Genomic DNA, 13215 nt, shown 5'->3' with positions numbered 1-13215 from the left:
TGTGAAGGAATCGGCGTTTTGTACATGGCTGCAGTGGTCTGGGCAGGGCGTTGTTGGTTTTGATGTCGCCGAATGTGTGTCCGCGGCCGGCTTAGGTGGTCGCGGTGCGCAGGCGATGGGCCGCCATCAGGTTATGGGCGAGGGCGTGCCACAGCGCGACCGCCTGCGCCTTGATGAGGCCGCGGACGTTGATGAAGCCGAGGCCGCGGTTCTTCTGCTGGGCGTTGACAAGCTCGATGCGCTTTCGCCGCCGATAGATCGCCTGGCCCTCGGCGCTCGCCATGCGCCCCCGCCAGTGCTTGACGGCCGCGGGCTCGCGGGCTCTCTGGCGGGCTCGGTTCCTTCGCGATGCCGGGGTGACGTTGTCGCGCTCCGGGGGCGGCGGTGCATAGACCTCGACCGCGCCCTTCTCATGGGCCGCCAACCTCACCAGATCGTCGCGCGTGGCGTAGTTGGTGTCGATCAGAAGACGCCCAGGCGTGCGGCCGTAGCGCCGCGTCATGTCGTCCACCATCGGAACCGCAAGCGCGCTGTCGTTGCGCCGATCGGTGGCGGCCACACTCACCACGATCATGCTCTCCGGATGCGCCGCGATCTGGATGTTGTACCCCCCCCCCCCCGCACCGCTCCATCGGCAAAGCGCATACGCCGCGCCTCAGGGTCCGTCATCGAGACCTCGGCCTCGACCTTCTTCTTCCCCTCGTCCTTGGGATGCGTCTTCTTGCGACGCTCCTTCTCCGTCTGCAGCCGCGCCAACGCCGCGCGCGCCCTGGCGGCCCGCTCCCGGGTCTCACGCGCGGCACGCTCGCGGGCGGCCCGCTTGCGCCGCGTCGAGGTTTCGGGGTCGCTCTCAAGCTCCTGCTTCAGCGCCGCCACCCGGCGCTCCACGGCTTCCTCGATCCGGGTCAGCTTCCTGCGGGTCGCATAAGAGCCGCGCCCTGCGCTCGCCCGCACCTTGGTGCCATCCAGCGCAATCTCGTCGAGCGCAACCAACCCCTCCGCAATCAAGGCCGTCACGTTCTCGCTCAACAGCCGGTCGAGAACCGAACCGTGCAAAACCCGGAAGTCCGCCAGACCGTGATGGTTCACCGGCACCCCGCCCGCCAGCCAGCGGTAGGCCACATCGCGCTCCACCAACCGCGCCAGCTCCCGCGCCGAGCCGATCCCTTCAATCGTCGCATACAGCCACAGCCCCATCAGCACCGCCGGGTCCGCCGCCGGCCGACCCGCCGCCCCTTCACCCGAGCCGATCCCCTCGTACAGTTCCTCAAGATCCAGCGTCTCCACGAAACCCCACACCACCCGCGCCCGGTGGTCCGGCGCCAACAGCGCCTCCAAATCAATCATCTCCCAGCGCAGTTGCGCCCGATCCGCCCGAATAACCCGTGCCTCAGTCATGAGCCCACCTCCATAGAGACGGAATCACAACTCTCCTCACACGCCAATCGAAAATGCGATTCCTTTACAAGCTCGAATACGGCTCATGAGACATATGGCGTCGTAGCCGCCCGGCGTGCTCATGAATGACAGACTCTCCCAGAACAGCTCGCCCCTTTCCAATCCGGCAAGGACGAGCGCTCTTTTCTCTGCACGCGGAATGGCGCGGAAACGCTTCACGTCGACGTTTGACAGCCGGAAGACCAGCGAGGTGGGCTGGCGTTGGTCGACCGTGGCGTTGTCGGTTTGCATGGGCATGCCGGCCCGGTGCGCGACGGTGGCGTCGCCTGTCGCATCGACCACGACATCGGCGCCGAAAGCACATCGGCCGTCGACGGTCTCCACGATGACGCCGGTGACACGGCCGTCCTGTTTGATGACCTCGACGACCTGGCAGTGAAGCAGAGTATCGACGCCGGCTTCTTCGACAAACTCGTCGGCGACAATCTTCACGATTTCCGGATTGAACGGGAAGTTGTAGATGGTGACCGGCGAGGCCGACGCTTCGGCCATGGTGTATTTGGCGAAACCGTCGCTCCCTCCGGCTGCCTCGATCCGTTGGAGAAACTCATAAGGCAAGCCCCAGACGGCCTGAAGGTCGTGATTAAAGAAGCCGACGAACTGCGCGACATAGCCCGACGTTGCGACACCGCCGAGGCATCCCTGCCGTTCGAGAAGAAGCGTGTGCGCTCCGCCGCGCGCCGCCGCCACGGCCGCAATCAGGCCCGCTGCACCTCCGCCCGCAATGATCACGTCATAGCGATCCGATAAGGGGGTGCGTAGCGCTTCACCGACGAACGAACATTCCAACGCTTGCTTCCCCTGGCGCGTGAAATGGCGAGGCAGAGTATCTGCGGCTGGTCAACCTATGCACCGATGACTGAGTGTGGATCAGCGCGAAAGCGTGACCCCCGCGCCAATCGCATCTGAGCCATTGAACATCTGAGAAAAGCGACGAAAGCAGAGGGGTCCTGATCGGCGCCGACGGAGCCCTCCTGTTTCTTTCCAATATTGCCGTAATTTCAATGACTTGACCTGAAGGCCGGCGGGGTCCCGCTTCGGCGCTGTTTCACACCCAGCGCCTCAAGCCAGCCAGTCAACGTGACAATGCCTATGACCTTGCCCTGCCGGAGCTTGTCGAACGCGGACAACGGCACGATACGGAACGCCTTGTAACAGTTCTCCGGGTTGGACAAATCGTGGATGGCGGATGAGGAAGCCGCCGCTTACCCGCCCAGAAGCAGGCCCGCATACATCGGCAAATGCAGCATTCCTTGCGCCAACCAGATGAAGCTGGCCGCGGCGGCAGCGAGGACAAGGGCGGCCCACGGCGCGATCCGCGCAACCGCCACGTAGTACAGCGCGACGGCAAGTGGCAACCCGACCTGGAAGCCGAGCATCCATACCGCCAAGAAAAATCCCACTACCCATCCGACCACGGCCAGCTGCCGGTGGCCGTTGCTCTCTTCAGGGCTACTGTCGCCCTTCGCGCCTACGCGCCACAGTAGGCCGACACCGGCAAGGAGGGACACCGCGAGGCCCAAGCCGCAGATGAGGCGGGGGAACAGAGCTGCCGTGGCCGGCCAACCCAGGGTCATCAAGAGGCCGCCGCCGAAGACGAGGGCACAGCAGGCGACGAGTGCCCCATCGAGTGTGTCCTTGCTCCTCATCGCCGCAACCGACGGACAAGCCCGGCCGCGAACACCACGACGATGACCGCGATCACCACCAGCGGAACGGGACGCAATAGGAAACCTGGGCCGTAGCTCGCCAGCGCGATGAACAGGTTGTTCTCCACCAGCGGACCCAGGATGAAGCCGACTAGAAGCGGCACCCGCGGCCACTCGCCGCTCGTCATGAGATAGCCGAGCACGCCGAACACCAGCGTGACGGCCAGCGAGCCGATATCGGGCAGCCCGGCGTAGGCGCCGAACAGGACGAAGAACATGATCACTGGAATCAGCAGGTCGCAACGCAGCGCGGTGATGGGAGCGGTGCGGCCGGTCACGGCGATACACACGACAGTAGCCACGATGTTGGCGATCACCATGATGAAGACCATTGCGTAGGTGAGCGGCAGGTGTTCGCCGAACATCGGCCCGCCCGGGGTGATGCCGAGGATCAGGAAGGCAGAGAGCAGCACAGCGGTCGTCGCGCCGCCGGGAATCCCGAAGGCTAGCAGGGGCACCAGCTCACCGACGGCAGACGCGTTGTTGGCGCTTTCCGGCGCGATGACGCCGCGCACGTCGCCGTGGCCGAAGCCGTCACGGTCGTCGCGCCGTGTGGAGCTGACTGCGAAGGCGTAGGCGTAGAAGGCCGCAGCCGTACCGCCCAGGCCTGGCAGCGCGCCGATCGTCGTTCCGATCGCCCCGCAGGCCAGCATGAGCCACTTGTGTCGAATTACCGCCCGTACGCCGTCGCGCAGGCCGTGACCCACTCGGATCATGCCATCGCTTGCGATCTGGCCGCGCGCTGCCAGGCTGATGACCTCGGGCAGGGCGAACAGGCCCATAACCAGCGGGACGAGATTGATGCCGTCGTACAGGAACGCACTGCCGAAGGTGTAGCGGTAGTGGCCGTACTGCGGGTCCTGCCCGACGGTCCCGATCAGAAGCCCGAACAGGCAGGTCAGCAGCCCCTTGACAATCTGGCGTCCGCTCAGGGCGCTGACCGAGAACAGGCCCAGCACCACCAGCATCAGCCGCTCTGGCGTGGCCACCGCCAAGGCGAGGGGCCGCAGCAGTGGCAGCAGCAGGAACAGGATCGCGGCGGCCACCACGCCACCGACGGCCGAGGCGCAGAACGAGGCCACCAGTCCCTTGGCGGCCTCGCCATTTTTTGCCATCGGGTAGCCGTCGATCACGGTCGCGGCCGCTGACGGGCTGCCCGGCACGTTGAAGTAGAAGGCCGGGAAGGTGTTTGACGTCTGCACAGCCGCAGTCAGCGACAGCAGGATGGCGAAGGCCACGAACGGATCCATTCCCCAGACGAATGGCAGCACCAGCACGATGGCCAGGACGCCGTGGAGCCCGGGCACCGCCCCGAATACCAGGCCGATGAGGAGACCCACGGCGATGCCGCCGAACACGTTCGGCGTGAAGGTGGCGGCCAGACCCTGCCCGGCGGCATCCCAGTTCATGGTCGCTGGCAGCAGTTGCCTTGCAACGTGAGCCTATTCCAGCAGCGCCTTTAGCCGCTCCTTCACGTTGTCCGGCAGCTCAGCCACCGACTTCACAATCGCCTCGGTCTGCTCGGGTCCGACGGGCGCCGGCTGGAAGCCGGCCTTGGTAACCTCATCGATGAACTGCGGATCCTCCAGAAGCGCGGAGAATGCCTTACGCAGGGCGGCGAGCCGCTCGGGCGGAGTGTTCGGCGCCGCCGCGAAGACACGGGAGATCTCGATGACGCCGTTGACTGCGTCGATGGCCGCGATGTCAACCGGGTCGGTGAGGCTATCGCGCAGCTTGGGCAGTGCAGCCACCGTCTCACGCAGTTCCGCTGGCGCCGGCGATCCACCAAAATTCATGAGCATCTTGATAGACCCGCCTCTGTACATCTCGTTCATCAGCGACTGGGCGAGCAGGATTTCGGAGCTGCCGACGAGCCCGTCGATCTCGCCCTGGCGAATGGCAAGAAAGATCGGATTGCCGCCCTGATAGCCGGCCACGATCTGGACGTTCAGGGCCCCCATCTTTGCCAGCATCTTGGTGGTCTCGTAAATCAGGCCGCCGGGGGCGTTCACGCCCAGCTTGATCGGCGTCCGATCCGCCGCAAGCGCCTCGACGCCCTTGTCGACCAAGTCCGACCTGACAATCACCACATAGGAAGCACCGGCCACCGCGCCGAGCCAGTCGAATTTCGCGTAGTCCACGCCCTCGGCTTGGTTCAGTGCGCCCTGGAGAATGCCCATCGACGGCCGGTGGATGAGGGTCAGCCCGTCCGACTTGGCGTTAAAGACCGCCCGAGTGCCGATGATGCCGCCTCCGCCCGGTTGGTTATTGACGATGATGGTCGGCTCGCCCGGGATGAACCGGGGCAGATTCTGGGCGACGATGCGGGCCAGCCCGTCGAAGGTGCCGCCTGCCGGGAAGGGCACCACGAGAGTGAGGGTCTCGCCCGCGTAGACCTCCTGCGCCGAGGCCGAAGGCGTCGTCGCCAGCATGCCGATCGCCGCCGCACCGCCCAGCCAAAGGGCGGCCAGCAGCCCCGCCGACCGTCGCGTGAACCTGTTCAGAAAACCCATAATCTTCCTCCCGTGACTTCTTGCGTTGGAGCGGCTATTCCGCCGCCTGTACCCTGGCCTGAGCCATGTGCTGAACCGCCAGGTGACTAAAGGTGAAGGCTGCGGCGAGCCCGAGCCCGGACTGATAGCCTACGCCCATCTCGGTGTGGGACGATGCGTTGCCGCTGGCATAGAGTCCGGGGATGACGTTTCGACGCAGGTGCAGGACGCGGCCGTGGATGTCGGTCTCCAGCCCTGCGGAGGCAGGCGAACTCGGGCGCAGCTCGACGCCGTAAAACGGCGGTGCGGCGAGAGTGCCGAGCCGCTGCTCGGCACTGCGCGGCTCCGTCTCGTCGAGCCGCCACCCCTCGGTGCCGCGGCCGAAATCGGCATCAGCGCCAGCGGCGACGAAGCCGTTGAAGCGCTCCACCGTCGCTCCCAGGCCGCCCGGGTCGACGTCCAGCATCCGGGCCAGCTCCTCCACGCTGTCGGCACGCGCCACCCACTCCGGGAGCGCAGTTCGGGCCGGAAGTCCAGCGAAGGAGAACTTGTCCACAAACTGCTGATCGAAGATCAGGTAGGCCGGCAGGTTTGTGTAGGAGTGGGCTACACCGTCGTAGTGGCGAACCGCGGCCGCCACCGACTGGAAATAGGCCTCGTTGGCGAAGCGACTGCCGAAGCGGTTGACGACCACGGTGTGCGGGCTGCACAGCTCTACGATGCTGGCCAGGCGGAATTCAGGCTTTCTGTCCGGCTGCTCCGAAGGCACGCAGAACCCAAGGTGCAGCCGGAAGGTCTGGTGGATGCGGTGGACGGAAGCACCCTGCTCTGCGGCCATGACCAGCCCGTCTCCGGTCAATGTTTCGGGGAACTGGGAATACCAGCGCGGCAGCCCCTCGTAGTTGGCAACGAGGTCGTCATTCGATTCATAACCGCCGGTGGCGATGACAGTGCCCAAGTGGCCGGCGATGCGCTCGCCGCCTGCCAGCGCCACGCCGGTCACGCGGCCATTGTCCATGACCAGCCGGTCGACCGCCGCATCCGTCCGCAGCGTGACTCCACGATCGAGCAACGCCTTGACGAAGCCGGTAACCAGGGCGACCCCGAGACCACGGATATCCTTTCGGAGACGCTCCTCCATCAGGGCCTGGTCCCAGTTGCCCATGTTGTTCAACCCGCCCCAGGCGAGCATCTCGTCCATCAGGAGAGTGTACGGAATGACGGGCGGCAGCAGGATGCATTCGCGCCAATCGCCGAGTTCGTGTCCCGAGATCAGGTCGTGCTCCACCGATCGTCCGGTGGCGACGGCGCCGGGGACCGAGCCGTAGTAGACGTCCTTGACCCGCGACAGGCGAAAGCGCAGGCCGCAGCGACTGTATAAGGCAAGGACGTCGGGTCCGCGGTCGACAAGCGCCAACATGCGCTCCTCGACCTGGTAGCCGCCGCTCAGAAACCGCATGTAGCGGATGACGTCGTCACGACTGTCGGGGATGCCGGCCGCCTCGGCCAAGTGGTTGGTGCCGAACCAAACCAAGCCGTAAGAGTAGCAGGTGCTGCCGCCCAGGCGCTCCCCCTTCTCCAGCACCACAGGCTTCAGGCCAGCCTCGGAAGCGGAAAGTGCGGCCGCAAGCCCGGCCCCACCGGAGCCCACGACCACAACGTCGTATTCGCTGTCCCAGTGAACCAACTTCCGGTTTCCTCCCACCGCAGGCCTCACTGTGCCGCCCGCAAAGGCCGTCGCGCAACCGTGCGTTTCTTGTTTGCAATATGGCCAAAAAAACCTAGCATCGCCTGCGTATCGAGGGCAAACGGAATTGGACGGAGCCGGTCGCTCGAGGGGTTGACAACCCCATCCAATCTGCACGTGCTGACATTAGACCAAACTAAACTTAACATTGAAGGATCGGCGCAAGGGAGGGAGCCGTGTCTTGAGCGTTCCATCCACCACGATTCGTGCCCGGTATGGCCTGATTATCCCGTCGTCGAACCGCATGGCGGAGCCTCATGCCTACGAGTACTCGCCTGATGGTGTGGTGCCGCATGCAACACGAGTGCGTATGACCGGACCGCATTTCATGAGGTTCGATGAACTGCGGCCCAAAATCGTTGAGGCGGCCGCGATGCTCGCGGACGCTCGATGCGACCCTATAGTCTTCCACTGCACTGCCAACTCCATGGCGGAGGGCATGACTGGTGAAAGGCATATCGTCGCCGCAATCAAGAACGCCACGGGCGGACAGGCAATGACTACCGCATCGGCCACTATGGCGGCGTTCGAGGCTTTGGCGGCAAAGCGGATCGTTTTCGTCTCACCCTATACGCGGCCGTCGCACGAGCGTGACCTCGAGTTTCTCGAGGAGGCTGGTCTTGAAATCGTGGGCGAACGTAATCTGGGGCTCAGCGGGTCCGACGCCTACTGCGCCATGCCGGCAGCCGACTGGCTCCAAGTTATGGCCGAGGAGAAGGACGACAGGACAGATGTTTACTTCCTGAGCTGCGCCAATATCCGCGCGATTGAGGCGTTGGAGGAAATGGAAAAGATACTCGGCCGGCCGGTGGTGACCAGCAACCAGGTTGTGATCTGGCAGGCGCTGCGCCTTGCCGGGGTAAACGATCCGCTGCCGAGGCTCGGCCGGCTAGGGGCAAAGGCTGCTGCTGCCGCCGATTTGGTTGTTGCCGGGCGGCCCCTCACATCCGGGCTGCAGGGTAAGACGAAGATGGCCTGTCCGCCGCAAGAAGGCAGGATAGGTTGACACCTGGCCATGGTGAATTGGGTGCTGGTGGGCACCGTGATGATCAGCTATCTGAGTGGGGCGAAGCCTGTGAAGGGGCCGCTTGCCAGCGAACCCGCAATACCTTCGGCGAAGATTACCGTCTTGATGGGCTGAATATGGTGCCACTGGTGATGTGTGTGTTCGCGCTACGCGAAGTCGACCCGCTCGCAATTTAAGGGCGGATCGCGGAGCCCCCCGATGTCGCCATGGGAAGAGGGTTCTGACCGGCGGTGCTGCTGATGGGGTTCCAATGGCGACTGCCGGTCGCCGCCCCGGCCTTCTACCGGATGGAGGCCTGGCTCGGGCAGGTCGCGACATACATCGTCGCCGCAGCCCATGCCGGCTTTCTCTGGCCGCCGCGCATCTTCTCAGCACCCCATTTTGCGCCGGGGGAGCTGCCGGCGTTGCTTTGTTAATCTCGCACACTCTGCCGACGACGAACCACCAGAAACTGGAAGGCAATCCATGACCACACCGACTTGCCAAGGCCCCGACCCAAATCCGAGGACGCCACGCTTGCAGGCCCCACTCGGCGCCTGCGACACCCACGCGCATATCTTTGGGCCCGCCTCGAAATACCCCTATGCCGAAAACCGCAGCTATACGCCACCGGACGCACTGATCCCAGATTACTTGCGCCTGTTGGAAGTGCTTGGCTTCGAGCGCGGGATCATTGTGCATGCGAGTGTTCAGGGAACGAACAACACGGCTACGCTCGACGCGCTGGCGCAACTTGGCGGCAACTTCCGTGGTGTCGCGGTGGTCGCCCCAGATATCACGCGCAAGGAGCTGGTGCGGCTCGACGAGGCCGGCATGCGAGGTGCGCGGATGACGACCTTCGTTGCGGGCGGCACCGGGGCGGAACATCTCGAGGTGCTGGCGAAGCGCATCGCCGAATTCGGCTGGTTGGCCGAAGTGCATCTGGGCAACGTGGAGGAGCTGGTGGAAATTTCACCATTGCTAACCCGGCTGCCTACTCCCTACTTGATCGACCATTTTGGCCGTGTGCGGGGCAACCAGGGCGTGGACAATCCGGGTTTCCAAGCGCTGCTGCGCCTTTTGAGCGAAGACGACAAATGCTGGGTGAAGCTATGCAGCTTCTACCGGCTCTCGTCGTCGGGCCCGCCGGACTATGCCGACATGGCGCCTATGGCCCGCGCGCTGGTGGAGACCCGCCCCGACCGGCTTGTCTGGGGCAGCAACTGGCCGCACCCAGCAGTCGAGGGGCCGATGCCGAATGACGGCGATCTTCTGGACCTGATGCTGGACTGGGCGCCCGACGAGGCGGTGCGCAACCGGATACTGGCCGAAAACCCGGCCCGGTTGTTCGGGTTCAGCTGACCGGGAGCCGCACTACCCGATTATCGCCTTATTGCCAAAGCGCTGGCGCCAGCGCGGCAGGATCTCCTGGTTGATGACGCTCTCCGGCACCTCGCCCTTGAGAGCATTCTCGATGCATTCCACTGCCCAAACCACCCCCGGGAAGAGGCCGGCGTTGGAATTACCCGAAACCATATGGGGCGCCAGCAGAACTTTGTGGCCGAGCTTCAAGAGAGGCGAGTTTTTGGCAAGCGGCTCATCCTCGAAGACGTCAAGGGCGGCGGCGGCGATGGTTTCATTCTCCAGCACCGCGACCAGAGCCTTCTCGTCGACGACCGCCCCGCGTGAGGTGTTGAGGAGGATTGCGCTGGGCTTCATCTTGGCCAGAGTCTTGGAATTGATCATTTTGCGCGAGCTGTCGGTCAGTGCGACGTGCAACGTTACCACGTCCGATTCTGCAAGCAGGGTATCGAGGTCGGTTTCAATGACGTTGTGAAGCGTGAAGCGCGCGCGTTCGACAAAGGGATCGTAAGCGAGGATTTTGATCCGCCATGGTGCCAGCAGGGTTGCCACGCGCCGCCCGATGCGCCCCAATCCGATGATGCCCAACGTAATGCCTTCCGCGCAGTCCTCCAGGCGGGTACCCAAGAAGATGCCTTGCTGGCTCGGATGGCGCCATTTGCCTGCTTTCATCGCTTCATCGCGTTCACGCACCTTCTTGAGGATCGTAAGCATCATCGCAACTGTGCCCTCGGCAACGCCACCCCAGTTGGCTTCGGTCGGACTGTTGGTGACAAGGATGCCGAGATCTGTTGCCGCCTCGACGTCGACATCGTCGTATCCGACGGTGTATTTCGCGACAATCCGAAGCCGGTCGGAACTTTCCATGATCTTACGGGTGATCGGGCTTGAGCGGATGGAGCTTCCCGTCAGCGCGTCGGCGTTCTCGGCAAAAACGCACATTTCATCTTCGTTGTTCCCCTGCGGCGTATGCCAAGAGGCGGTGCCCTCGACGATCTCGCAACCCTCGGCGACGAGTTTTTCAAGCGGATTTCCCACTTTCTCCTTTTCGCCGGACGCAGTGGAGAATTCGACGGGCGCGAAGACGAAGATCTTGGCGTTCGACATGATGGATACCTCTTCAACGATAGGTTCACCCTGCAAGAAATTCTTCTAGCTGACATCTCACCGGCGATTGAGCTGACGCGACAGCAAGCCCTACAGACGTAAGCGCTCGACGCTGTGCGCGGCGGGGTGCGCCGACTGGTGATCAACTCCTGCCCCATTTTGCTCCGCCGTTGACATCAACCAGAAGCGTATCACCTATTCGAAGGACCTCCGCAAGTTGCGCATCATACTTCGCGATCCCGTCGCCAAGGACCATTTTCTCAGCGACGAAGGTGATATCGATTCCACCATGCTCTAGCTTGGTCCACCGCCGGAAGAACAAATGACGGGGTTGGTCAACGAGCTTGACGCCACGATGGATGCCATAAAGCGCGTGCCATGGACTATGCTCAATGATCTCAGGGGTGATCCCGAAGTGTTGAAGCGCATCGATGACGCCGAGGCGCCACCCAAATCTCTCCAAAAGACGCTTTCGTCGTGAACCGGGAGAGGAGCCAATGTCGAAAAACATTCTCATCCACCCTGACGGAACTGGCCAAGCTTACGATGTGTCGTTCGATGAGCGCTGCAGCAATACTTGCTCGCAAGGCGGTCATATTTTCGCTTTGGGTGCCGTATCGCGCAGGCGTGTGGTCGCGGCAATATCCGGAGTGCCGCTCGATGGGTCGAGGATCACGCCGTAAATCTCCCGTGCCGCCTCCGCGGAAACCAGACCCTCACGCACATCCGTTGCAACAAGCCCTGGAGGACGCTCGAGAGGATTGCCGTAGCCGCCGCCCCCGGCGAGCTCTAGCCAGATCACGTCACCGGCTTCTAGTTGACGGGTCGCCAGCGGCGGCAGCCGCTCTTCTCGTTCCGTGCCCGGATTCAGGATGCAGCACGCGCGGTTGGGTGCGCCACCGCCGACCACGCCCCAGGAGCCATGCTCAAACTGTCCCATACGCAGCGAGAAGTTCGCCGCTTCGAGGATCCGATAGGCTCGCACGAAACCCACTCCACCGCGATGTCGGCCGGGGCCGGCAGAGTCTTTCAAGGGCTGGAACCTGATCACCTCAACCGGATATTCGCTTTCGAGGATCTCGATCGGCTGACTCGGGGTGATCTGCATCATTGGCAGCACGGCGAAGCTCCCGTCTCCGCTCGGCGAGCCCCCAAGCGAAGGTGTCATTAGCTCGTATTGGACGCCGAGCTTGCCGGCGCGTGACTTCGAATAGGCGATCAGGCTGCCGCCCACGCCAAGTCCGGCCGGGGCCACTGCCTTGTCAGGCGCAAAGTGGGCGAGCGCTTTCTGTGCACAGCAATAAAGGAGATGCATCGACGGATAGTAATTATTGACCGGTCGCGGATACTGGGCATGAGTAATACGTCCCTCCGGATTGACAAAGCGGATCGCGCGCCGGCAGCCATCGTTAATCGGAATCGTCGGATCGAGAAATCCGATCAGCGCGACTGCCGCAGCGGTCTCGGCACCTTGCGGTCGCAGGTTCACAGGTCCGACTGTGTTCGGGTCGCTGCCGGAATAGTCGAAGCATATTTCGTTGCCGCGCTTTTCTATGCGAATGTGCATGCGAATCCTGTGGGCAAGATCCGCACCGTCATTGTCGAGGAACGCCTCGGCCGAGGCCTCACCGTCGGGCCAGTCCGCAAGACCATCTCGAATGCGTCGTTCGGACACGCGGATCAAAGCCTCAAACGCGTCCTCGACCACGTCAACGCCGTAGGAATCGAGAAGCTCTTTCAGCCGTGCGCTGCCGATCCGCGTACAGCCAACTTGAGCGCGCAAGTCGCCAATGACATCATCGGGGCTGCGGCTATTGCATCGGATGAGCTCCTCTACGTCTTCGTTCGGGCCCTGCTTGCTCCAGTAGCGCATCCCGGGAAATCTGATCCCCTCGTGGTAGATCTCGCGCGCGCTCGCTCCCGAGGATCCGGGCACGATCCCACCGAGATCCGGTTTGTGCGCGATGCTCGCGCAGAAACCGACATGGTTGCCCGAATGGAAAATGGGGGTCACAATCGCCGTATCCGGAACGTGAAAGTTTCCGCTCGTATAAGGATCATTGATCAGGAAAGAATCATCGGGCTGCATCCGCCCCTCCCAGCGCCGAAGGATCGAGCGGGCCACGTAAGAATAGGGGAAGAGATGGATGGGTGCTCCCGTGCCGGCGACAACACCGCCGCTCTTGTCAAGGATCGCTGCGCTGCCGTCGAAAGACTCTCGCAGTATCGGGGAATAGCCGCTGTGGAACAGCTGATTCTCCATCGTCGCCGTAATTTCGGTAAGGCGACTGTTAATGACCTGCAGTTCTATCGGATCGAATGTCATGCCATATT

11 protein-coding genes and 1 pseudogene are annotated in these 13215 nt (G+C 63.2%); 3 read left to right on the top strand and 9 right to left on the bottom strand.

Annotation, left to right across the window (positions count from 1 at the left end; genetic code table 11):
- Nucleotides 1-91 precede the first annotated feature (91 nt).
- The 6 genes and pseudogenes from Q8P46_03920 to Q8P46_03895 all read right to left on the bottom strand — a co-directional run bounded on the left by Q8P46_03920 (nucleotide 92) and on the right by Q8P46_03895 (nucleotide 7346).
- Nucleotides 92-1347 (bottom strand): annotated as a pseudogene (locus Q8P46_03920) (IS1182 family transposase).
- A gap of 87 nt (nucleotides 1348-1434) precedes the next feature.
- A complete protein-coding gene (locus Q8P46_03915; GenBank protein ID MDP2619310.1) occupies nucleotides 1435-2247 on the bottom strand; it encodes an FAD-dependent oxidoreductase in 813 nt (270 codons plus the stop codon).
- Between the two features lie 416 nt (nucleotides 2248-2663).
- Nucleotides 2664-3107 (bottom strand): hypothetical protein, encoded by a 444-nt coding sequence (locus Q8P46_03910; protein MDP2619309.1) that lies wholly within the window; start codon nucleotides 3105-3107, stop codon nucleotides 2664-2666.
- The gene (locus Q8P46_03905) at nucleotides 3104-4576 is read right to left on the bottom strand and encodes a tripartite tricarboxylate transporter permease (GenBank protein MDP2619308.1); all 1473 of its coding nucleotides are present in this window, start codon (nucleotides 4574-4576) and stop codon (nucleotides 3104-3106) included. The genes Q8P46_03910 and Q8P46_03905 overlap by 4 nt, the downstream gene beginning before the upstream one ends.
- A gap of 33 nt (nucleotides 4577-4609) precedes the next feature.
- Nucleotides 4610-5680 carry a tripartite tricarboxylate transporter substrate-binding protein gene (locus Q8P46_03900; GenBank protein MDP2619307.1) on the bottom strand — a complete coding sequence of 357 codons (1071 nt, stop codon included), beginning with the start codon at nucleotides 5678-5680 and terminating at the stop codon, nucleotides 4610-4612.
- A 34-nt stretch (nucleotides 5681-5714) separates the two neighbouring features.
- Nucleotides 5715-7346 carry an FAD-dependent oxidoreductase gene (locus tag Q8P46_03895; protein ID MDP2619306.1) on the bottom strand — a complete coding sequence of 544 codons (1632 nt, stop codon included), beginning with the start codon at nucleotides 7344-7346 and terminating at the stop codon, nucleotides 5715-5717.
- A 241-nt stretch (nucleotides 7347-7587) separates the two neighbouring features.
- Here Q8P46_03895 and Q8P46_03890 point away from each other — a divergent pair, with 241 nt between their 5' ends.
- The 3 genes from Q8P46_03890 (at nucleotide 7588) to Q8P46_03880 (ending at nucleotide 9774) form a co-directional block, all read left to right on the top strand.
- Nucleotides 7588-8412, top strand: coding sequence for a hypothetical protein (locus Q8P46_03890; protein MDP2619305.1), 825 nt, complete (start codon nucleotides 7588-7590; stop codon nucleotides 8410-8412).
- Nucleotides 8413-8672: 260 nt separating this feature from the next.
- The gene (locus Q8P46_03885) at nucleotides 8673-8849 is read left to right on the top strand and encodes a hypothetical protein (protein ID MDP2619304.1); all 177 of its coding nucleotides are present in this window, start codon (nucleotides 8673-8675) and stop codon (nucleotides 8847-8849) included.
- A gap of 100 nt (nucleotides 8850-8949) precedes the next feature.
- Nucleotides 8950-9774 carry an amidohydrolase family protein gene (locus tag Q8P46_03880; protein MDP2619303.1) on the top strand — a complete coding sequence of 275 codons (825 nt, stop codon included), beginning with the start codon at nucleotides 8950-8952 and terminating at the stop codon, nucleotides 9772-9774.
- 12 nt (nucleotides 9775-9786) lie between these two features.
- Here Q8P46_03880 and Q8P46_03875 read toward each other — a convergent pair whose 3' ends face one another.
- The 3 genes from Q8P46_03875 to Q8P46_03865 form a co-directional block, all read right to left on the bottom strand.
- The gene (locus tag Q8P46_03875; protein MDP2619302.1) at nucleotides 9787-10881 is read right to left on the bottom strand and encodes an NAD(P)-dependent oxidoreductase; all 1095 of its coding nucleotides are present in this window, start codon (nucleotides 10879-10881) and stop codon (nucleotides 9787-9789) included.
- A 142-nt stretch (nucleotides 10882-11023) separates the two neighbouring features.
- Complete coding sequence (locus Q8P46_03870) at nucleotides 11024-11392, bottom strand: hypothetical protein (GenBank protein ID MDP2619301.1); 369 nt, start codon at nucleotides 11390-11392, stop codon at nucleotides 11024-11026.
- Between the two features lie 81 nt (nucleotides 11393-11473).
- Nucleotides 11474-13207 carry a hydantoinase B/oxoprolinase family protein gene (locus tag Q8P46_03865; protein MDP2619300.1) on the bottom strand — a complete coding sequence of 578 codons (1734 nt, stop codon included), beginning with the start codon at nucleotides 13205-13207 and terminating at the stop codon, nucleotides 11474-11476.
- Between the last annotated feature and the right edge of the window lie 8 nt (nucleotides 13208-13215).

It is taken from the genome of Hyphomicrobiales bacterium (genome assembly GCA_030688605.1).
Classification (GTDB): domain Bacteria; phylum Pseudomonadota; class Alphaproteobacteria; order Rhizobiales; family NORP267; genus JAUYJB01.
The sequence above is the reverse complement of the archived record's forward strand: the minus strand, read 5'-3'. Positions and strand labels throughout refer to the sequence as shown.

Excerpts from the sequence above, each read along its gene's own strand:
- Q8P46_03910 (MDP2619309.1), bottom strand. The coding sequence starts at position 3,107 with ATGAGGAGCAAGGACACACTCGATGGGGCACTCGTCGCCTGCTGTGCC.
- Q8P46_03905 (MDP2619308.1), bottom strand. The coding sequence starts at position 4,576 with ATGAACTGGGATGCCGCCGGGCAGGGTCTGGCCGCCACCTTCACGCCG.
- Q8P46_03900 (MDP2619307.1), bottom strand. The coding sequence starts at position 5,680 with ATGGGTTTTCTGAACAGGTTCACGCGACGGTCGGCGGGGCTGCTGGCC.
- Q8P46_03885 (MDP2619304.1), top strand. The coding sequence starts at position 8,673 with ATGGGGTTCCAATGGCGACTGCCGGTCGCCGCCCCGGCCTTCTACCGG.
- Q8P46_03875 (MDP2619302.1), bottom strand. The coding sequence starts at position 10,881 with ATGTCGAACGCCAAGATCTTCGTCTTCGCGCCCGTCGAATTCTCCACT.
- Q8P46_03870 (MDP2619301.1), bottom strand. The coding sequence starts at position 11,392 with ATGTTTTTCGACATTGGCTCCTCTCCCGGTTCACGACGAAAGCGTCTT.
- Q8P46_03865 (MDP2619300.1), bottom strand. The coding sequence starts at position 13,207 with ATGACATTCGATCCGATAGAACTGCAGGTCATTAACAGTCGCCTTACC.